Source organism: Hymenobacter metallicola, from assembly GCF_004745645.1.
In the GTDB taxonomy this organism is placed as follows: domain Bacteria; phylum Bacteroidota; class Bacteroidia; order Cytophagales; family Hymenobacteraceae; genus Hymenobacter; species Hymenobacter metallicola.
In genome coordinates, this window is the sequence record NZ_SRMB01000001.1 from 184,519 (window position 1) to 203,386 (window position 18,868).

Annotated in this window: 19 protein-coding genes; 11 read left to right on the forward strand and 8 right to left on the reverse strand. The window is 59.7% G+C overall.

The features are described from left to right. The first annotated feature begins 29 nt into the window (after positions 1-29). The gene (locus tag E5K02_RS00855) at positions 30-1,094 is read left to right on the forward strand and encodes a DUF4349 domain-containing protein (RefSeq protein ID WP_135391419.1); all 1,065 of its coding nucleotides are present in this window, start codon (positions 30-32) and stop codon (positions 1,092-1,094) included. A 65-nt stretch (positions 1,095-1,159) separates the two neighbouring features. Here E5K02_RS00855 and E5K02_RS00860 read toward each other — a convergent pair whose 3' ends face one another. The 5 genes from E5K02_RS00860 to hppD all read right to left on the reverse strand — a co-directional run bounded on the left by E5K02_RS00860 (position 1,160) and on the right by hppD (position 7,084). Then, a complete protein-coding gene (locus tag E5K02_RS00860; RefSeq protein WP_135391420.1) occupies positions 1,160-2,320 on the reverse strand; it encodes a hypothetical protein in 1,161 nt (386 codons plus the stop codon). A gap of 183 nt (positions 2,321-2,503) precedes the next feature. Further along, entirely contained in the window at positions 2,504-2,638 is a 135-nt protein-coding gene (locus E5K02_RS25830; protein WP_240737094.1) for a response regulator transcription factor, read from the reverse strand. A gap of 3 nt (positions 2,639-2,641) precedes the next feature. Continuing rightward, the gene (locus E5K02_RS00865) at positions 2,642-3,163 is read right to left on the reverse strand and encodes a response regulator transcription factor (protein ID WP_240737096.1); all 522 of its coding nucleotides are present in this window, start codon (positions 3,161-3,163) and stop codon (positions 2,642-2,644) included. A gap of 654 nt (positions 3,164-3,817) precedes the next feature. Further along, on the reverse strand, positions 3,818-5,554 hold the full coding sequence (locus tag E5K02_RS00870; RefSeq protein WP_135391421.1) for a phospho-sugar mutase: 1,737 nt from the start codon (positions 5,552-5,554) through the stop codon (positions 3,818-3,820). A gap of 396 nt (positions 5,555-5,950) precedes the next feature. After that, on the reverse strand, positions 5,951-7,084 hold the full coding sequence (gene hppD, locus E5K02_RS00875; RefSeq protein WP_135391422.1) for a 4-hydroxyphenylpyruvate dioxygenase: 1,134 nt from the start codon (positions 7,082-7,084) through the stop codon (positions 5,951-5,953). Between the two features lie 186 nt (positions 7,085-7,270). On the opposite strand from hppD, the gene E5K02_RS00880 reads away from it, so the two are divergent. From E5K02_RS00880 to E5K02_RS00890, 3 genes are all read left to right on the forward strand, one after another. Continuing rightward, on the forward strand, positions 7,271-7,669 hold the full coding sequence (locus tag E5K02_RS00880; protein ID WP_135391423.1) for a hypothetical protein: 399 nt from the start codon (positions 7,271-7,273) through the stop codon (positions 7,667-7,669). Positions 7,670-7,821: 152 nt separating this feature from the next. Next, complete coding sequence (locus tag E5K02_RS00885) at positions 7,822-8,175, forward strand: DUF952 domain-containing protein (RefSeq protein WP_167856230.1); 354 nt, start codon at positions 7,822-7,824, stop codon at positions 8,173-8,175. A 136-nt stretch (positions 8,176-8,311) separates the two neighbouring features. Continuing rightward, positions 8,312-9,199, forward strand: coding sequence for a hypothetical protein (locus tag E5K02_RS00890; RefSeq protein WP_135391425.1), 888 nt, complete (start codon positions 8,312-8,314; stop codon positions 9,197-9,199). Positions 9,200-9,261: 62 nt separating this feature from the next. Here E5K02_RS00890 and E5K02_RS00895 read toward each other — a convergent pair whose 3' ends face one another. The 3 genes from E5K02_RS00895 to E5K02_RS00905 all read right to left on the reverse strand — a co-directional run bounded on the left by E5K02_RS00895 (position 9,262) and on the right by E5K02_RS00905 (position 12,087). Continuing rightward, positions 9,262-11,181 carry an ABC-F family ATP-binding cassette domain-containing protein gene (locus tag E5K02_RS00895; RefSeq protein WP_135391426.1) on the reverse strand — a complete coding sequence of 640 codons (1,920 nt, stop codon included), beginning with the start codon at positions 11,179-11,181 and terminating at the stop codon, positions 9,262-9,264. A gap of 114 nt (positions 11,182-11,295) precedes the next feature. Next, complete coding sequence (locus tag E5K02_RS00900; RefSeq protein WP_135391427.1) at positions 11,296-11,844, reverse strand: DUF1877 family protein; 549 nt, start codon at positions 11,842-11,844, stop codon at positions 11,296-11,298. Between the two features lie 9 nt (positions 11,845-11,853). Then, entirely contained in the window at positions 11,854-12,087 is a 234-nt protein-coding gene (locus E5K02_RS00905) for a hypothetical protein (RefSeq protein WP_135391428.1), read from the reverse strand. A gap of 120 nt (positions 12,088-12,207) precedes the next feature. Between E5K02_RS00905 and murI the strand changes: the two genes are divergently transcribed. The 7 genes from murI to E5K02_RS00940 all read left to right on the forward strand — a co-directional run bounded on the left by murI (position 12,208) and on the right by E5K02_RS00940 (position 18,852). Next, entirely contained in the window at positions 12,208-13,041 is an 834-nt protein-coding gene (gene murI, locus E5K02_RS00910) for a glutamate racemase (RefSeq protein WP_135391429.1), read from the forward strand. Positions 13,042-13,244: 203 nt separating this feature from the next. Beyond that, positions 13,245-14,093, forward strand: a complete 849-nt coding sequence (locus E5K02_RS00915; RefSeq protein WP_135391430.1) for a hypothetical protein — start codon at positions 13,245-13,247, stop codon at positions 14,091-14,093. A gap of 1 nt (position 14,094) precedes the next feature. Further along, a complete protein-coding gene (locus E5K02_RS00920) occupies positions 14,095-15,435 on the forward strand; it encodes a DUF4280 domain-containing protein (RefSeq protein WP_135391431.1) in 1,341 nt (446 codons plus the stop codon). Positions 15,436-15,438: 3 nt separating this feature from the next. Beyond that, entirely contained in the window at positions 15,439-16,086 is a 648-nt protein-coding gene (locus tag E5K02_RS00925) for a hypothetical protein (protein ID WP_135391432.1), read from the forward strand. 49 nt (positions 16,087-16,135) lie between these two features. Beyond that, positions 16,136-16,798, forward strand: a complete 663-nt coding sequence (gene nfi, locus E5K02_RS00930) for a deoxyribonuclease V (RefSeq protein WP_135391433.1) — start codon at positions 16,136-16,138, stop codon at positions 16,796-16,798. Positions 16,799-16,926: 128 nt separating this feature from the next. Further along, positions 16,927-17,658, forward strand: coding sequence for a hypothetical protein (locus tag E5K02_RS00935; protein WP_135391434.1), 732 nt, complete (start codon positions 16,927-16,929; stop codon positions 17,656-17,658). 15 nt (positions 17,659-17,673) lie between these two features. Next, positions 17,674-18,852 (forward strand): glutathionylspermidine synthase family protein, encoded by a 1,179-nt coding sequence (locus E5K02_RS00940; protein WP_240737098.1) that lies wholly within the window; start codon positions 17,674-17,676, stop codon positions 18,850-18,852. Positions 18,853-18,868: the final 16 nt, after the last annotated feature.

Below are 18,868 nucleotides of genomic sequence, written 5' to 3' on the forward strand. Positions count from 1 at the left end.
TGGTAGAGTGCATTTAGACGACCAACCCCATGTATTCGCTTACTCCCTTTGCCATACGCCGCTGGGCGGCCACGCTGCTCCTGAGTGGCAGCTTGCTGCCGGCCCTAGCTCAGTCGGGCCACGACCAGGAGCTGTTTGAAACCCAGAAGCGCCTGACGGTCGGCGTCACCAAGTTTGCCGAGGCCCGCACCGCGCTTAAGGCCTTTATCGGCCGCCGGGCCGTGTGGGTGCAGAAGCAGGAGGAAACGCCCGACCAGCTGACGGCCGAGTTTGCGCTGCCGACCCCCGCCCTGGGCAGCCTCGACTCCTTGACGGCGGGCCTGGGCTACGTGCTGGAAAACAACCTGAATGCCCAAAACCTGACCTCGCGCCTGCAGGAGCTCAGCGCCGAGGAGGAAGTGACGGCTGCCCAGCTGGCCCGCGTTGAAAAAGAGCTGCAGGCCGGCCGGCTGAGCGAAGTAGACCGGCAGCGCCTGGAAGCCGAGCTCGAGCGGCAAAGCAGTAGCCTGAGTCGGCTCCGGCAACGGCAGCAGACTATCAAGAGCCACGCCGGGCAGGCCTACGTGACCCTGCGCCTCTACGACGAGGTCAGCTTCCCGACCGGCAACCGCAAGGTGAGCTTTGTGAATATGCCCGGCGTGGAGTATAGCTACCTGCGCCTCGACAACCCCAAACCCGGCCTGACCAGCCGCGCCTACCAGGGCTACGCCATCAAGTACATGTTTACCCGCGGCAAGAGTTACTTCAACCTGGGCGTGTACAAGCCCCTGGTGAAAGGCGAGGAGCCTGATTTTGTGAATGAGCTGTTTGTCATCAACTTCGGCCAGGATTTCTACCCGCGCAACTTCGGCCGGGGCCGGCGCAAGTTTCTCAACCTCTACACCAGCTACCAGCTGGGCGGCTTTATTCTGAACCGGAATGCGGAGGAAAGCAACGAATTTATTCCCAACCTCAACCTGGGGCTGGGCCTGGAGTTAATCAAAACCCGGCACATTCTGCTCGATACCAAAGCCAGCTACTTCGTGCCGCTCTACGAGCACAGCCGCGACCTGCGCGGTATCCTGGGGCAGGCTTCATTCAACTTCGTGTTCTAAAATCAACGGGCTTGCTCCGCCGCTCTGATTGGAGGAAAGCGGCTGAGCAAGCTCATTGCACGGGTTTAGTGGCTCAGGAAGAAATACCCCACCTGCCCCATAAGTACCTGGGTGCTGCCGGCATTGAAGGTATGATTCGTCAGATAGCCCCAGCCGTATTGCAGCGACAAGCGCACACTCGTGGTAGCCGAGCTTCTAATCCAAATGCCCAGGTTGCCTTCCAGGTAGAAGTTGCCGCCGTTTTCCAAGTCCTTTTCCAGGGTTTGGGGGCCCGTCGGGCTACTGGTTTGCGTAATGATTTCTTTGGTCTGGTAGGTGCTGGTCATGGCCAAGCCAACCGACCCGAAAGGAGTAACAAGTCGGGGCGGCCCGAAGCTGCTGCCGATACTGCCCCGGATAGACGTTTGCAGGTACCGAAAAGCCAGGGTTTCGGTGAACGTTTGCGGAGCCGGAGTTGCATACAGTGAGTAGGTGTAGGGCGCTGTCTCGGTCTGGTGCTGGCTGAAAACAACCTGACCCCCTAAAAACAAGCCGTTGGCCCGCACGGCCATAGCTTCCAGGCCCAGTACATACCCGGAGCCGGGCTTTGTGCGCGAGGGCAGATAATCCCGGAAATTATCATTCAGCTTCATCGATGTCAGGGTAGTGCCACCCCAGAAACCATAACGAGCCAGCCAACCCTGGCTGTGGTCTTCCGTGAAAGTCAGGGACTGACCAGTGGGGCCACAGCTGTTGTATAGAATGATTTGCCGCTCAACTTCTTCCTTGGAAAAGGGCTTTTGCAGTGCTTCCGGGGTAGAAACCGCCAGGTTGGGGCACCCCGATAAGTAGCGATGGAAAAGCAAATGCCAGTTCAAGGGCGTCAGCTCGTACAACTCTTGTTGCCCGGCCGGCTGCAACAGGGCGTCGGTGCCGGAGGTGTAGAGGCTGGCCCGGCCCTGCAACACTGGATGCACAAAGCGCACCGAATCGGCACCGGTGCTGAGGTGCACTATCCGGCTCAAATAGGCGGCCTGGCGGCCCACGCCGTACCCCCGCAGCTGCTCCGGCCGATACAGGGCGATGGGGGCGTTGGGCCGATACAGGCCGATGCGTTGCGGCGACTTTTCTGCCACAATACCTCGTAGCGTGTCGCCGGCAGGCGTAATGACGTAGCCTGGTAAACCTTGGGCAGACGCACCAACAGTGCCGCAGAGTAGCAGCGTAGCTAAGTAAAAATGTTTCAAGTACGTAGAAAGAGATAAGTCAGCTAGCCGGATAGGGCACTACTGATAACAACCATAGATACCGCAAAATACGAATTCAGTCTGTTTCCCAAACCATACTTGCACGTAGTAGCTATGCTTCGGTGCCCGGCGGGCAAACGGGCCGCAACAACCTCTGGAATTGCGTAGCCGATAATCTGCCTGTTACTGCTTGGCCAACCAGCCCTGGTCGAGGGCGTACTTGACCAGGGCCGCGGTGTTTTTGGCGCCGGTTTTTTCCAGAATGTGTTGACGGTGGGTTTCTATGGTGCGCTTGCTGGTAAAGAGCTTGTCGGCCATTTCCTAGTTGGTGAGCCCCTCGGCCAGCAGGTGCAGCACTTCTTTCTCCCGCTGGGAAAGGTCGCCGGGCTGCTTGCCCGGCAGGGTAGCCAGGCTGCCTGGCACCGAGCGGAGTACTTTATCCAGCATGGCCAGGCCCAGGTCGGAGCACAAAAACCGCTTGCCGTTGGCAACGGCCTGAATGGCAACGACCAGTTCACCCTTGTCCGCATTTTTGAGGACGTAGCCGTGGGCCCCGGCTTCGAGCACTTGCCCGATGCTGCGCTCGTTTTCCACCATCGACAAGATCAGCACCCGCACGTTGGGGAACTCCTGGCTCAGCCGCTGGGTGGTGGCCAGACCATTAAGGCCGGGCATGTGCAAATCGAGCAGTACGACATCGGCCGGGGTAGTCGGCAGCAGCTCCAGCAGTTCCTGCCCGTTGGAGGCTTCTCCTACGACCGTAAGGGTCGGCTCGTCGTTCAGCAGGGAGAGCAAGCCGTCACGCAGCACAGCGTGGTCATCTACTAGAAAAAGGCGTATCATGGGTAATGGAAGTAGCAGGTACAGGAATACGAATGCGCAGGTGAGTTCCGTGATTAGGCGAGGAACCAGTTTCGACGGTGCCACCCAGCAGGGCCACCCGGCCGCGGGTGGGGCGCCGTCTAATGCCAACGTTGCTGGCCGCCGTGGGGCCAAAGCCCGGGCCGGCGTCTGCGGGTAGGCAAGGAGCAGGCATGGCGACGCAGAATTAGGGAGAGGAAGCTTCTGGTGCTCGGCTGCTACAGCAACACTTCTGGCCAGATGGTAGCCGTAGCTTACGGCCTAAGCCCGATACGAAGCTGTAACTAACCTCTTTATGACGGGTTAAGCAAGCTCAGCGGGTACATCTGCTAGCTGACACGTAGAGCCAAACGAGGGAGTGCCGAGTAGTTTTCTGACTGTATTTAGCACAAGCAAAACCCGCTTGTAAAGTGGTAGGGGAGACGGTAGACCCCTACTACGTCCACAAATGCCTACCTAGGTGCGAATAAAAAACGCTTGCCGTAACGGGCCTCTTATTTAGGAGTGGACCTACCTCAAAAAATGTCATGTAGCAGAGGTCGATACCAAAGCCGGGCTACCATTCGGGTCGACCAAAAACGAACAGCCCGGCCTAGGGAGTAGACCGGGCTGTAAAAGTAGCAGCAGGAAGATTGATTACTTCAGTTGCATGTCCTCAATAATAAGGTTGATGTAGTCGGTCAGCTTTTGGTTGACCTGGTCGAAGTCGACAGCCGACTGCAGGGGGTGCTTCACGCTGAAGTAGAACTTGATTTTGGGCTCAGTGCCCGAGGGGCGGGCCGAGACCTTGCTGCCGTCGGCCAGGATAAACTGCAGCACGTTGGAGCTTTCCAGCCCGGTGGCCGTTTCCTCACCGGTCAGCAGGTTGCGGATTACGCCGGTTTTGTAGTCGCGCAGCTCTACCACGGGCGAGCCGGCAATGGTCTTGGGGGGAGTGGCCCGCAGGCTGGCCATCATTTCCTGGATTTCCTCGGCTCCGCGCTGGCCTTTCTTGGTCAGCGAAATCAGGTCTTCCTTGTAGAGGCCGTAGGTGGCGTACATGTCCACCATGGCTTGGTAGAGCGTCTGCCCGTTGTCCTTGGCGACGGCCGCCATTTCGGCCAGCAGGGCGCAGGCCGATACGGCATCCTTGTCGCGCACGAAAGAGCCAATCATGTAGCCGTAGCTTTCCTCGCCGCCCCCAATGTAGTTTTCCTGGCCTTCCAGGTCGCGGATGATGCCGGCAATGTACTTGAAGCCGGTCAGGGTCTGATAGGCCTTCACCTGGTGGGCCCGGGCTACGTCGCCGAGCACGTCGCTGGTCACGATGGTGTAGACGATAAAGTCGTTGGGCTGCATCTTGCCCGCCTGCTTGCGGGCCGAGAGCAAGTAGTGGGTCAGCAGGGCGGCGGTTTGGTTGCCGTTTACCAGCACCCAGTCGCCCTGGTTGTTTTTCACGGCAATGCCCACCCGGTCGGCGTCGGGGTCGGTGGCAATAACCAGGTCGGCGTCCTGAGCCTTGGCTTGGTCGAGGGCCATCTGCATGGCTACCTTTTCCTCGGGGTTAGGCGACTGAACCGTGGGGAAGTTGCCGTCGGGCGTGGCCTGGGCTTCCACGATGCTCACGTTGGTGAAGCCCAGCTGGGCCAGGGCCTTGGGCACCAGGGTAATGCCGGTGCCGTGCAGGGGGGTGTAAACGATTTTCAGATCGTGCTGGCGCTGAATGGCGGTGGGGTTGATGCTCAGGGCCTTCACCTGGGCCAGGTAGGCAGCGTCAATGTCCTCCCCGATGAGGTGAATCAGGGATTCGTTGGCCTGGAACTTCACCTCGTCCACGCTTTGAATGGCGTTGACTTCCCGGATAATGTTCTTGTCGTGGGGGGCTACCACCTGGGAGCCATCCTGCCAGTACACCTTGTAGCCGTTGTACTCCTTGGGGTTGTGCGAGGCCGTAATCACGCAGCCGCTCTGGCAGCCCAGGTACCGGATGGCAAACGACAGCTCGGGCGTGGGGCGCAGGTCGGAGAAGAGGTAGGCGTGAATGCCGTTGGCCGAGAAGATGCCGGCCGCAATGCGGGCAAACTCGCGGCTGTTGTTGCGCGAGTCGTGGGCCAGGGCCACCTTAATTTCCTGGCCGGGGAACGACTTGAGCAGGTAGTTGCACAGGCCCTGGGTGGCCATGCCCAGGGTGTAGCGGTTCATCCGGTTGGATCCATTGCCCATGATGCCGCGCAGGCCCCCGGTGCCAAACTCCAGGTCCCGGTAAAAGGCATCGTTGAGGCTTTCTTCGTCGCCGGAATCGAGCAGCTGCTGAATAGAGGCTTTGGTGTCGGAGTCGTAGTTGCCGGTCAGCCAGGTGTTGATTTTAGCTTGGATGTCGGAGGTCAGGGCCATGTATGGGATGGGTAAGGTTGTGTGCGGGTAAAGAACGAGCGTAAAGAAAAGAGGTTTTTCCGTGTCATTGCGAGCAGCGCGTAGCTAATCCGTCCTCGGCTGGTGACAAACTTCCTTTTGCCAGAGAAGCCCTTCATAGCAGGGGAGTAGGCGACCTAACACGTTTCGACCTAAGAATTTTTTTTGTAAGGTAAAAAGCTGTTAGGTCAGTAGCTGCCTCACACAGCTTCACCTCACACCTTTTTGTGTGAGGTGAAGCTGTGTGAGATTGTCCTGTACAGGCGTAAAAAAGCCCCGACGTCTGGGCAGGCGTCGGGGCTTTGTGAGTAAAAGGCCGTGTCGTACTTCGCAGAGGACAGATGGCTTCGGCTCTGCCTCGCAAGAACACGTTAAAGCTTACAGGTTGCCGCGCAGGGCCTGCTCCCGCTCGATGCTTTCGAACAGGGCCTTGAAGTTGCCCTTGCCGAAACTTTTGGCCCCCTTGCGCTGGATGATTTCGAAGAACACCGTGGGGCGGTCTTCCACCGGCTTGGTGAAAATCTGCAGCAGGTAGCCTTCCTCGTCCCGGTCGACGAGCAGGTTTAGCTCCTTCAGGGAGTCAATTTCCTCGTCGATGGTGCCGATGCGGGTTACCAGGTCTTCGTAATACGAGGCCGGCACGCTCAGAAACTCTACCCCGCGGCGCCGCAGCTCGGCCACGGTGGCCCGAATATCCTTGGTGGCAATGGCAATATGCTGCACGCCGGGCGAGTGGTAGAAGTCGAGGTATTCCTCAATCTGCGACTTTTTCTTGCCTTCGGCCGGCTCGTTGATGGGGAATTTCACGTAGCCGTTGCCGTTGCTCATCACCTTGCTCATCAGGGCCGAGTACTCGGTGCTGATGTCCTCGTCGTCGAAGGTGAGCAGGAGCTTAAAGCCCATTACTTCCTCGTAGAACTTCACCCACTGATTCATTTCGCCCCAGCCCACGTTGCCCACGCAGTGGTCCACGTGGAGCAGACCCACCTGGGTAGGCTGGGGTACCAGGCCTTTCTTGGCCACGAAGCCCGGCATGAAGGGCCCCGTGTAGGTGGTGCGCTCCACGAAGGTGTGCACCGTTTCGCCGTAGGTGTAAATGCCCGACAGCGTGACGCTGCCAAACTCATCCTCGATGGTGTAGGGCTCGAAGGCCGACTTGGCGCCGCGCTTGGTGGTTTCCTCCCACGACTTGCGGGCGTCATCCACCCACAGGGCCATGACCTTTACCCCGTCGCCGTGCTGGGCTACGTGGCGCGTAATGTCGGAGTCGGGCAGCAGGGAGGTCGTCAGCACGAAGCGGATTTTGCCTTGCTGCAACACGTAGCTGGCCCGGTCGCGCAGACCGGTTTCGGGGCCGGCGTAGGCCACCAAGTCGAAGCCAAAAGCCGCCTGGTAGTAGTAGGCACTCTGCTTGGCGTTGCCGACGTAGAACTCAATGAAGTCGGTGCCCTTCAGGGGCAGGAAGTCGTGGGCGGGGTGGGCCTGCACCTCAGGCGAAGTCATGGTTTGCATGGTCGTATAGAAGAAAGGATACGGGTGGAAGAGGGGTTGTTTGGGTAAAAATACGCGTTTGCCCCAATTCGTTCCTATTTCGGCCCGTGCCGCAAATCGTGACTCCCTGTGGCGTTTGCCGCTTTTGCTGCGTACAATTGCAGAATCCTACGCACCTTTGCGCATTAACCCTTTTTTCCCGTAGCTATGAATAAGGAGGAACTCAACCGTGCCCTCGTTGCGCTGATCGAAAAAAAGCAGGAGCTGCACAAGCTGACCTACGACGATGCCCGCTACGACGACGTGGAAGAAGAACTGCACGATCTGGAAGACGATTTTAATGATGAGTACGGCCAGTATTTGGAAGAAGTGCTAGAGAAAGTCCACGAGCAGCTCTGCCCCGATACCGATGTGCTGCTGCCCACGGCCTACCTGCCCAACGATATCAAGGGCGACACGGGCTATCTGCCCTCCCACAAGGAAGGGGTCTGGGTTGACTCCGACGAGTTCCCCGGCAAAGAAGCCCGCCTCGTGCTGGTGCCGAACCCCACGCGCCTGATTTTGTCGGTTGGCAAAAACGTGCGCAAGGAAGTGTGGAAGGCCTAAGCTAGCCGTTGCCACCCCTTTTTGGTCATCCTAAGCACTGCTACGTTTCTGGCCCCGGTCCCAGCGAAATCGTCCCGATTTGCTGGGGACCGGGGCCAGAACTCGCGGTGTTTAGGATGACTTTTTTAGGTAGTACTTTTTCCTGGTACCGGATGATTTACCGTTTGGCCGAAACAGCCGACTGGCTACAGGCGCAGCAAACCGGCTTTTTTGCCAGTAATGACCTGACCACTGAGGGCTTCATTCACACCTCCGACCTGCCGCAGGTGCTTGAAACAGCCCGGCGCTATTACGCCGGTCACCCTAACCTTATCCTGCTCGAACTCGATGATAAACAGTTGATTGCGGCCGGAGTGCGCGTGGAGCGCGAATGGGTAGCCACGCGCCAGGCAACCTTTGCCCACGTCTTTGGGCCGGTTCCGCTACCCGCAGTGGTGCGGCACTGGCCGCTCCTGGCCGATGCGGCGGGCGATTTTTCCTTGCCGCCGCAGCTGCTAGGGCAATAACAAGATCCGAAGAAAAGCTATAAGTTTCCCCGGCGCTGCTTATGTTTGATAAGTGGTGCCGCCGGGCCCTAAAAAGCGGCTGGCGCTGCCACCTTATACATCTTTTCTGGCTCTACCAACTATATTCTTCGTGCGTATGAACCTTCGGTCTACTCTGGCGCTGGGGGCCACAACGGCTCTGCTGGCGGCTGGCCTACCCAGCTGCGGGCCCTCTTACTATCTAACCGTAAAGCCCAGTCAGCCCGACAGTGAGTGGCACGATGGCCGCCCGGCCGTCAGCACCAACTTCGACAGCGTGGAAGTGCAGCTAGCGTACTCGCACCTGCGCGACAAGGAGTTGATGTTCGAAGTAGAAATCCGCAACGGCTCCGACAGTGCCGTGGCTATCAATCCGGGCACGTTCTACTACCAGCCCGTGATGATGGATCGGGCCACGGCCAAAAAGAATGCGGTAAAGCTGAATCCCAATGTCAGCTACGTTCCGTCCATGGTATATGCCATCAACCCGGAAGCGCGCATTCAGCAGCTCAGTGCCCGCCTCGACAAGGAGGCCCGCAAAGCTAACGGCGTCAGCGCCCTGGAATGGTTTTCAATCATTGGCAATGTGGCCGAAGACCTGACCCCGGTGAAAGGCACTGAAAAAGAAAAGCAGGCTGAAGAGTTGCGCCGCGAGCAAGCGCGGATCGACAATAAAATCTATTTCGAGGAGCAACGCCTAAACCATGCTGAGCAGGCCGATCGGGCCTTTAACGAAAAGGAATTGTGGGAAGTGAAAATGCTGCGTAAAAACATCCTCCGGCCCGGTGAAATGGCCCACGGCTACGTTGTTTTCCCCGTCTTCGATCAAACGCTGCTCCTGCGCATTTCAATGCCGATCGGGGAACGAACCCTGATTTATGACTTTGATCAGGAGCGAAACAAGGGCTACTACGCGCCCCCAACGCCCCGCCCTGTAGCGCCGCCGGTACCGCCTACGGCTACCGTTGCCCCTTCGGAGGCCGCACCTAGCGCTCCGGTCCGCTAAGCAAAACGCCCTGGTCGATAACTCGGCCAGGGCGTTTTGCTTACGTCTTCGAGTTCGAATGACTACACGAAGTCGGCCAGCTCCAGCCACCGTTCCCCCTTGGTGTCAAGGTCTTTGTCGGTTTGCTTGAGCTCGGCGGCCCAGTCGGCCAGCTCCTTGTGGGAGCCGGTGCCGGCGTTGAGCTTTTCAATCAGCTCCTGCTTGCGGGTTTCGAGCTTCTCAATGTCCTTTTCCAGGGTTTCGTACTCCTTTTTCTCGGCGAAAGTGGCCTTGCGCTTCGGGGCCGAACCGGCCGCCGCGGCAGCTGGCGCCGCTACCGGAGTTGCCACCGGAGCCACACCCGCCGCGGCCTTGGCCGTTTGGGCCTTCTCACGGGCGTATTCTTCGGCCTGGTGCTCCTTCTGCCACTCGCGGTAGTCGGTGTAGTTGCCGGGGAACTGGCGGATGTGGCCGCCGGGCTCCAGCACGAAGACGTGCTCCACCAAGGCGTCCATGAAGTACCGGTCGTGCGAAACGATGAGGATGCAGCCGGCAAAATTCAGCAGGAAGTCCTCCAGGATGTTGAGCGTGATGATGTCCAGGTCGTTGGTGGGCTCGTCCAGAATCAGGAAGTTCGGGTTCTTGATGAGCACGCGCAAGAGCTGCAACCGGCGCTTTTCGCCCCCGCTGAGCTTGCTGACCATGGTGTACTGCTGGGCGGGCGGAAACTGGAAGTGCTGCAAGAACTGCGAGGCCGTCACGACTTCGCCGTTGGCCATTTCCACCACTTCGGCCACCTCCTTCACGATGTCAATCACGCGCTGGGTTTCGTCGAACTCCAGCTCGGTCTGGGTGTAGTAGCCGAACACGGTGGTCTGACCCGCGTCCACGGTGCCGGAGTCGGGCTGGAGCTTGCCGGTCAGCATGTTGAGCAGCGTCGACTTGCCCGCCCCGTTGGGCCCGATCAAGCCAATCCGGTCCTTTTTCTTGAAGACGTAGCTGAAGTCGTCGAGCACGACATGGTCGCCGAACTGCTTATGCAGGTGCTCGACTTCGATGATTTTGCCGCCCTGGCGCGTGGTTTTCACGCTGAGCTCCATCTGGGGGCCGCTGATTTTGGTTTTGGCCTTTTCCTGGGTTTCGTAGAAGGCGTCGATGCGGGCCTTTTGCTTGGTGCCGCGGGCCTGAGGCTGGCGGCGCATCCAGTCGAGCTCCTTGCGCAGCAGGTTGCGGGCCTTTTCTACTTCGGCCACCTCAATCTGCTCCCGCTCAGCTTTTTTCTCCACGAAGTAGGAGTAGTTGCCTTGGTAGCGGAACACCCGGCCCTGGTCCATTTCCACGATTTCGTTGGCGACTTTGTCCAGAAAATACCGGTCGTGGGTCACCATCAGCAGCGTCAGAGAAGGGGAGGCCAGGCGGCCCTCCAGCCACTCGATGGTGTCGAGGTCGAGGTGGTTGGTAGGCTCGTCGAGAATCAGCACTTCGGGCTCCTCAATCAGGACCCGGGCCAGGGCCACGCGCTTGCGCTGCCCGCCCGAGAGCATGCTCACCTTACGTTCCAGCAGCTCGCCCAGAATGCCCAGGCGGCCCAGAATCTGCTTGACCTGGGCTTCGTAGTCCCAGGCGTTGAGCGAGTCCATGAGCTCCATCACCCGCTGCAAGTCGTCGGGCTTGTGGTTGGGGTCGTTCACGACGTGCTCGTAGTCGCGGATGGCAGCCAGCGTGTCGTTCTGGGAGGCGAAGATGGTTTCTTCCACCGTCAGGTTCTCATTGAACACCGGCTGCTGACCCAGAAAGGCTACCCGAATGCCCTTACGCACGCTCACCGAACCGGTGTCGGGCTGCTCGAGGCCGGCCAGAATACGCAGCAATGTGGTTTTGCCGGTACCGTTGATACCAACCAGCGCCACGCGCTGCCCTTGATTCAGACCAAAGCCCAGCTCCCGAAAGAGCCAGCGGTCCGCGTAGTTTTTTGAGAGGTTTTCTCCGGAAAGCAGATTCATGGGGCAAAGGTACGGCGCTAAATGCGGGAAGCCAGAACCAACCGCCAAATAAGCGCTATACGGCCTTGCCAGCACCTGGAGGCGTGTTTTCGACCGGACCTTCTACCGGGCAGCTCAGCCTACATAGCACACGCAGTAATAGGCGCCGCTGCTGATTCGGGCAAAGAAGTCCCGCAGAAAGTGAAATTCCTGGAGCGTATTCTGTTCATTAAATGCCTCGTCCGGCCCGGTGTTTCTATTCCAGACTCCCGGATAGACGCCTTGCCGGTTCATGTCGGCCGGGTCGAAGGCCGCCAAAAACGCCTCATCCGTTACCGTTGCCAGACAGGCCGCAATTGCCTGGACCTTGTCGGGAGAATGGTAGTATATGCGGGCCTCTTCCAGCGCCATATAATGGTCCAAGTCCGCGTCTGAATCCCAGTCAACTTTCGCGAGGTCGAAATCCTCACCCAGAAATTCAGTGGACTCAAACAGGTGTTCCATCAGCCCCGGGGCAGCCGTGTTGTCACAGGCTTTGGCCAAGGTATAGGTAAGGCCCTGAAAGGTTTGGTCGAAGTATACGCTTTCCTCGACATCAACTGCATAGACAAATGGTGCTGCAGTATCAGCCAGGCGTTGGAAGCGCGCTATCGGCACACTATGAAGAGAAGCAACCTGTCCCATTGAGCTACCTCAGATAACCCGAATCCGGTCCACGTTACGCTCGTCGCGCAGAATTTCCAGGCCCCGGTAGGCCAGGGGGCGGCCGGTGTTGGTGGTCAGGTCGCCGCCGGCGCTGTGGCGGTCGGCTACGTCGAGCACGAGCTGGGTGTATTTTCGCTCCCCGAGCTCAATGGCAACCGGGCGGCCGTGGCTGGAATCGAAGGCACCCAGGGCGCGGTCAATTTCTTCCAGTATTTTACTCATGGGGTATACGGTGGGAGTGCAGGGTGCGACAATATAAAATTATTCCGGAATAAATTGTACTGCTTGGCTGCTGCCGTAGTCCCAGCAGCGCCGCCAAAAAAGGCCTTACCTTCGCCCCGTATGGCACCTTCCTCTTCTTCCGACCTCAGCAGCCGCCCCATTGGCGTGTTCGACAGCGGCATTGGCGGCCTCACCGTGGCCCGGGCCGTCAACCGCGTCCTGCCCCACGAGCAGCTCGTGTATTTCGGCGACACGGCCCACCTGCCCTACGGCGACAAATCGACGGCCGCTATTCAAGCGTACAGCGTCAAGATCTGTGACTTATTGCTGCGCCAGCACTGCAAGGTTATTCTGATTGCCTGCAATTCGGCCTCGGCCGCGGCCTATGAACTGGTGCGCGAATACGTGGGCTCCAAGGCGCGGGTGCTCAACGTCATCGACCCCATCGTGGCCCACGTGGGCCAGGCCTACGCCGACCGGACCGTGGGCCTGATTGGCACCAAGCAGACGGTCAACTCCAACGTCTATAAAAAGAAGATTGACGACCTCGATGCGGGCGTGGAGCTTCGCTCGTTGGCCACCCCGCTGCTGGCGCCCATGGTAGAAGAAGGCTTTTTTAACAATACCATCAGCGAGAATATCATCAGCTCCTACCTGGCCCAGCCCGTGCTGGCCGATATCGAAGCCCTGGTGCTGGCCTGCACCCACTACCCGCTGATTCAGGACCAGATTAAGGCCTATTATAAAGGTGACGTGGCCGTGCTCGACGCGTCCGATGTAGTAGCCAGCCACGTGAAGCAGTATCTGGAAGAAAACGGGCTGGCCGTCAAGGCTCAAAAAGTGCCGCCGCGTCATCAGTTCTACGTTTCCGATTTCACCCGCTCATTTGAGGAAAGCACCCGCATCTTTTTCGGACAGGAAGTGCACCTGGAGCATTACCCGCTCTGGGAATAGACTTATTACGGGCTACACCGGGCTGTTCGGCGATAGGGCCGGTTCTATATTGAACTTAGCTTGTATTTCCAGGCGTGCGCCTACTACCCAAGGCTGGGGTGCGGTAGGCCTTCTGGGCCGGCCCAGAAGGGGGATAAAGCTCGTGGTTACGGGAAAATACTAAGTTTACGGCTTCTAGTTAGTGTTTATCTTATTCGGAGTCTATGCAGCCATTACCGGCCCCGGCGGCAGTACCGCTTCTGCAGACGTCGCGCACGTTTCAGATTCAGAGCGACACCAGCACCCGCGTACGAGGGCAAACGGTCAGCAATTCCATTGCCACCACGCTGCGGCAAACCTACGGGGGCCGCAGCCCCGCCGGCACCCACGCGGTGCTGGTCGAGCAACTCAGCTTTGCCCAAACCGACCAGTCGCCCCTGGCCCTGCTGCTGGCCGATCTGAACCCGGTGAACAACCAGCTGCTATTGGAAGTCGGCACCTATGGCGACTTGCTGGCTATTCGCAACCGGGAGCAGGTGCAAGAGCAGTGGCTGGGTTTGCGGCCCCACATCCTACACACGTATGGGACCACCCGGGAGGGCCAAGCGTTTATTCAGGGGTTCGAGCAGCAATTGACCTCGCCCACACTCCTGGATAGTTTTCGGCATAAAGGAGGCTACGGGGTTCTGTTTCCGGGCCTGTTTAGTCCGGTTGGGCCGGCCGGCGCCGTCCGAGCGGGGTACAGTGAGCGGGTAATGGCCGGCTTTTTCGGCAGCCTCGACTTGCCGCTGCGCTTGCACACCGAAGTGGTGCCCAGTAGCGCGGTGCCGGGCGAGTGTCAGCTGCGCGTAAGCGGGGAACTGGATGCGGCCCGCTTCGATGAGCCCGGCCTGCAGGCGTTGGTCAAGCAAGCCATGGACATGCTCAACTTCCGGGTTGCCCACTCCCTCAACTGCCGGGAAGAGTATACCTTGGATGAGCACGGCTGGCTCACGGCCGCCCGCCAGGAACTGACCTTTACAATCGAGAACTTCTACCACCAACATATTCAGCATGAGCTGAAACTCGCGTAGCATGGCAAGCACCGGCGACAAGTACATCACCAGTGGCGTGTGGCTGCTCTGTGACAAGGGCCCGGCCCCGGGCGCCCTGACCATATTGCCCAAGAATGTGAAGCTCTACGGCAAAGACTGGGCGGCTCAGCTCGATGCCGTGCCTTTGGTCAATATTCCCAGCTTTGGAGTTTGCCTGATAACCCGCACGCCCTGCGCACCCCTGACGGTGCTGTGGGAAAATGTGATGGACAACGTCAGCGTACTGGGCCAAAAACCCCTGCTCGACACCTCGACCTGCCGGTGTACGGTGGGCGGTACCATCAAAATCTTCTTTAGCCAGCAGGCGGCGCTGGCCGCCGGAGCCGCTCAGCAGCAGGCCGCCGACAATGCCGCCGCCGAGCAGGAGGCTAAGGAAGATGCTAATTTCTGGGGTAATGTGGGCAAGGGCCTGCTGGTAGCCGCCGCCGTAGTAGGTACGGCCGCTATTATCGTCGGGACGGGCGGGGCGGCCCTGGCGGTGCTGGGAGCTGCCGCGGCAACCGGCGCCGCGGTAGGTGGCGTAGGCGGGGCCGTGGCCGGGGGGATTAGCGGGGGCACCGAAGGAGCCATCAGCGGCTTTTTCCAGGGGGCCGCTTTCGGGGCCCTGGGCGGTATAGCCGTAGCCAGTGGAGCCGGCGTGGTAGCGGGGGCCCTGGCGCTGGGTGCCGCTGGGGCCAGCGTGGCCAGCTTAGGATTTCTGGGTAAAGCGTACTACCACAATCCCAGCCGCGAAAACGGCCTGGTGCTGGTCGGGGCCGGAGCCGGCATCCTGGCCGGGGGCCTTACGGCCAAGGGCATCAGCGTCGCGACCCGGCCGGTGCCAGGGAAGTACTTGTACCGGGAGGATAACTTCCCGTACTCGAGTCAGGGCAAAACCGCGGACCGCGTGAAATCCCACGTAGACGCCGACGGAAACCTCCGGCCGGCCAACCCCAATGGCAAGGCCACCATTCAGGACCACGTCCGTGGGTCGGAGCCGCGCAAAAGCGACAGCCCGTACACGTCGACCTCGGCGGAGCGCAACACCGGTAAAGCGTACGGGGAGCACGAGATTCGTATAAACGCCAAGGACCTGGAGCGCGACATTCAGAGCGGCAAGGTCAAGGACGTGGAAATCATCAAGAATGATGCGGTAGTGGGGCAGCTGGAAGCCAAGCGGGTGGAAGCCCAGGCTAAGTACGACCAGAACCCCACGCCCAAGAATAAGCTGAGCCTCGAGCGGGCACAAGGCGACATTGCCAATGCCACGCGCGACAAAGAAGTGTTGGTGAAAGGCACGGTGCCCGCCAAGTATGTGAAAGTAACCAAGAAGAAGCCCTAATACATGGCTAAGCCAGCTGAATATCCTCCTCACATCTACCAGGCGCTCTACACCGATGAAGCCGGCGAGGTCATCGGCCTCGATGAAGTGCAGCTGCTGGATCCTGTTCCGACGGCGCGCATCCCGGAGCTGACCTCCTTACTGGCCAGTGATGATGTGTATCTGGCCTACCAGTGCGGCTTGGTACTGGCCGCCTGGGGCGTTGAGGCAGGGGTTGAGTATCTGGGGCAGTTGGTCGACACCCGAATCGACAAATTGGTGGAACTGGAGCCGCACCGGTTGTCGGGTGAGGACAACGTCTACGATGTAATTGCCGAGGCCCTGGGAATCGCCGTTCTGTCGGAGTACGACCAGCACCAGATCCTGCTGATTCTAGGGCGGATTCTGGCGCTGTACGGGGAGTGCTACTTCGAAAGCAGGCTAAAGGCTACGTTGCTGCGCCTAGATGCTTCGGCCTTGCTGCCGGCTATAAAGCAAGCGGTGCAGTTGGCTCTGGAGCACAAGCGCTACTACCAGGCCAGTCAGTTGTTGCCCGTCTTGGCCAAATACGACACTGCGTATGCCTTGGCTCAGGTAACCCAGTTTGAGCAGCTGTTGGGGCAGGATGAGCGTATCCGGTATAACCTGGCGGAAATGCGCGAGCATCTTTAGGGGTGGGTCTGAGCTATGCTAGTCGCTTGCTAATCAATTGATTAATTGTATGCTAACCGAGCCGGAGGCGGTAGCCTTGCAGCAAACCCTACGCCAGCGGGTAATCCAGCACGACGCCTTCCCCCGGCCAATACGCCTTGTCGCCGGCGCCGATGTCGAGTACAACCCGCATACGGAGCTCATTGCCGGTGCCATCGTGCTGCTCGATGCCGATACGAAGGCGGTGGTGGAAGTAGCTACCCACGTCATGCCAGTATCGTTTCCCTACGTTCCGGGGTTGTTTTCCTTTCGGGAGATGCCGCCACTGCTGGCCGCTTACGGGAAGCTGCACCAACAACCCGACGTGCTGATCTGTGACGGGCACGGCCTGGCCCACCCGCGCCGGTTTGGCTTAGCCTGCCATATCGGGGTGGAACTGGATATTCCTACCATTGGGTGCGGGAAAACCCGGCTAACGGGCCAATATGAAAACCTGGCCGCGGGGCGGGGCTCCACGGCGCCGCTTACCGACGAAGCCACCGGCGAGGTGCTGGGGCTGGTGGTGCGTACCCAGCCCGGCATCAACCCGCTCTTTGTATCCGTCGGGCACCGCGTTGCGTTACCCACGGCGGCCGGGTTGGTGCTGGCCATGAGTGAGGCCGTGCGCCAACCAGAAACGACCCGCCAAGCCGATGCCTACGCCCGGGCCGCCTTGCTGCATGCCTTGCAATAAACGGCGAGGGACTTGCCACGGAGCCAGCAGCCATACGGTCTTCCTGGTCTGATCAGCACAGCTGCAGCGGCTGCCGTTTCCGGGTGCAACCCGTATACTCTGCCAGAGGACTTTTATATTGCCGGTTCTTGCCACCATTCCTGTTCAACTCGTTCCAGACCTCTCCCGCCGCCATGAAAAAGAACTATTACCGTCTCGGCGACTGGCGCCGCAACGTGCTGCTGGCCGCCGCCGCCGCCAGCTTTGGCTTAGCTGTACCCGCCTGCTCCTCCGATTCGGGCTCCGACAACGCCGGGGCCCAGGCCGAGTGGGGCAGCGGCAATGAGGGCAGCTACTCGGAGGGTGTCGTTACCGAAATGACCGAAACCTCGCCCGGCCAGTGGAAAATTACGGCTGAGCGGCCGGCTGGCAAAGAAGAAGTGGCCGCCATTATGCGTCATTACGATGGCAAAATCGATACCCTGCAGGGCGCGGCTCTGCAGCGGCAAATGCAGGATTATAGCCGCCAGTACCCCGAAAACCGGGTGGGCGGCACCAGCATGATGGATGTGTTGATGTGGAGTGGCATTGGCTACATGGCGGGCCGCTTCCTGACGCCCAACCCCGGGTATTACGCCAACCCTGGCATTATGCAAGGCAATGGCGGATGGCGGCAGCGGGTAGAACAGGAACGACGGCAGGGGCGGGGCTTTTTTGGGCGGGGCTTTACCAGCACTGCGGCCGGCGCCGCTGGGGTTGCTTCCGGCATTCGGCCCAGCACTTCGGCCTACCGCTCGGCGGTACGCAGCTCGGGCCCGCGTAATGCGCGTAGCTCAGGGTTTGGGAGCCGCGGGGGTTTCCGGGGCGGATTTGGTGGGTAATGTAGCGTAATGGGTATGGAAATGATTCAGCTGTTGCCCCTGCCCGGTAACGTCGGGCCGGCCGTGCGTGCCCTGGGCTGGGACTGGGCCGTGGAAGAAGCCTGCGAAAACTACGTGGCCCGGGAAGCCGTGCTGCTGCCCGAGGCCGAAGCCGATGCGCTGCTGGCCGCCGCCGACACCCTCTATGATATGATGGTGCGGGCTATTCCCGACGCCGTGCCCGAGGATCTGTTGCAACTGCTGGCTATTCCCCCAAACCTGTGGGCTGCCGTGCGCCACTCCTGGAACGACGACCGGCACTGGCACCTCTATGGCCGCTTCGACCTGGCCAGCACGCCCGATGGCCCCAAGCTGATTGAGTTCAACGCCGATACGGCTACCAGTATTCCCGAAACGGCCGTCGTGCAATGGGCTAGCCTGGTGGCCGCCCAGCAAGACGATGATGAGCGTCAGGCCAATGGGTTGTTTGAAGGGCTGGAGGCCCAATTCCGCCACTGGCTGGGGCTTAACGCTGACCTGGACAACTCCTTGCTGCTGGTGTATTTGCCCGACAGCGCCGAAGATGAGGCCAATTGTGTGGTGCTGGCCGAAGCCGCCCGGGCCGCGGGCTTCCGCCAGGTACACGTGTGCCCGGTTGATGCTATGCAGGTATCCGTGGCGGGCGAGGAGCGCGGCGCCTGGGCGGAAGTGAAGCCGGGTGAGTGGGTGCGGTTTGGCTTTCTGTTCAAACTTGTGCCCTGGGAAATTCTGGCCGAAGACGAACCCGAGCTGACGGCCGACCTCTGCCAGCTACTGCAAAGCCGTGACCTTATTATTGCCAACCCCGCCTATACCTTATTATTCCAAAGTAAAGGGCTGCTGGCCTGGCTCTGGCAGGTGTATCCGCACCACCCGCTGCTGCTGGAAGCTTCTCTGGACGACCTGACGGGCCGTTACGTCCGTAAGCCTCTGCTGGGCCGGGAAGGACAGAACGTGGTTCAGGTAGACGGTAGCCGCTTGGTGCAGGAGCAGCCCGGCGACTTTGCCCATCAGCCCCAGGTGCGGCAGCGCTGGGTCGAACTGCCCCAGGATGCTCAGCGCCGTCAGTACCAAGCCGGCGTATTCTGGGCCGGGGAGGCCTGTGCCATCAGCTTTCGGCGCGAATCCGGGGTCATTACCAACCTGTCCGAATTTGTGCCCCATATTCTGGAATAGTAGGCCAGCTTTTGTA

Excerpts from the sequence above, each read along its gene's own strand:
- E5K02_RS00865 (WP_240737096.1), bottom strand. The coding sequence starts at position 3,163 with ATGATACGCCTTTTTCTAGTAGATGACCACGCTGTGCTGCGTGACGGC.
- E5K02_RS00880 (WP_135391423.1), top strand. The coding sequence starts at position 7,271 with ATGAATAAGGAGGAACTCAACCGTGCCCTCGTTGCGCTGATCGAAAAA.
- E5K02_RS00870 (WP_135391421.1), bottom strand. The coding sequence starts at position 5,554 with ATGGCCCTGACCTCCGACATCCAAGCTAAAATCAACACCTGGCTGACC.
- E5K02_RS25830 (WP_240737094.1), bottom strand. The coding sequence starts at position 2,638 with ATGGCCGACAAGCTCTTTACCAGCAAGCGCACCATAGAAACCCACCGT.
- E5K02_RS00915 (WP_135391430.1), top strand. The coding sequence starts at position 13,245 with ATGCAGCCATTACCGGCCCCGGCGGCAGTACCGCTTCTGCAGACGTCG.
- E5K02_RS00885 (WP_167856230.1), top strand. The coding sequence starts at position 7,822 with ATGATTTACCGTTTGGCCGAAACAGCCGACTGGCTACAGGCGCAGCAA.
- murI (WP_135391429.1), top strand. The coding sequence starts at position 12,208 with ATGGCACCTTCCTCTTCTTCCGACCTCAGCAGCCGCCCCATTGGCGTG.
- nfi (WP_135391433.1), top strand. The coding sequence starts at position 16,136 with ATGCTAACCGAGCCGGAGGCGGTAGCCTTGCAGCAAACCCTACGCCAG.
- E5K02_RS00940 (WP_240737098.1), top strand. The coding sequence starts at position 17,674 with ATGGAAATGATTCAGCTGTTGCCCCTGCCCGGTAACGTCGGGCCGGCC.
- E5K02_RS00905 (WP_135391428.1), bottom strand. The coding sequence starts at position 12,087 with ATGAGTAAAATACTGGAAGAAATTGACCGCGCCCTGGGTGCCTTCGAT.
- E5K02_RS00900 (WP_135391427.1), bottom strand. The coding sequence starts at position 11,844 with ATGGGACAGGTTGCTTCTCTTCATAGTGTGCCGATAGCGCGCTTCCAA.
- E5K02_RS00895 (WP_135391426.1), bottom strand. The coding sequence starts at position 11,181 with ATGAATCTGCTTTCCGGAGAAAACCTCTCAAAAAACTACGCGGACCGC.
- E5K02_RS00925 (WP_135391432.1), top strand. The coding sequence starts at position 15,439 with ATGGCTAAGCCAGCTGAATATCCTCCTCACATCTACCAGGCGCTCTAC.
- hppD (WP_135391422.1), bottom strand. The coding sequence starts at position 7,084 with ATGCAAACCATGACTTCGCCTGAGGTGCAGGCCCACCCCGCCCACGAC.
- E5K02_RS00855 (WP_135391419.1), top strand. The coding sequence starts at position 30 with ATGTATTCGCTTACTCCCTTTGCCATACGCCGCTGGGCGGCCACGCTG.
- E5K02_RS00920 (WP_135391431.1), top strand. The coding sequence starts at position 14,095 with ATGGCAAGCACCGGCGACAAGTACATCACCAGTGGCGTGTGGCTGCTC.
- E5K02_RS00890 (WP_135391425.1), top strand. The coding sequence starts at position 8,312 with ATGAACCTTCGGTCTACTCTGGCGCTGGGGGCCACAACGGCTCTGCTG.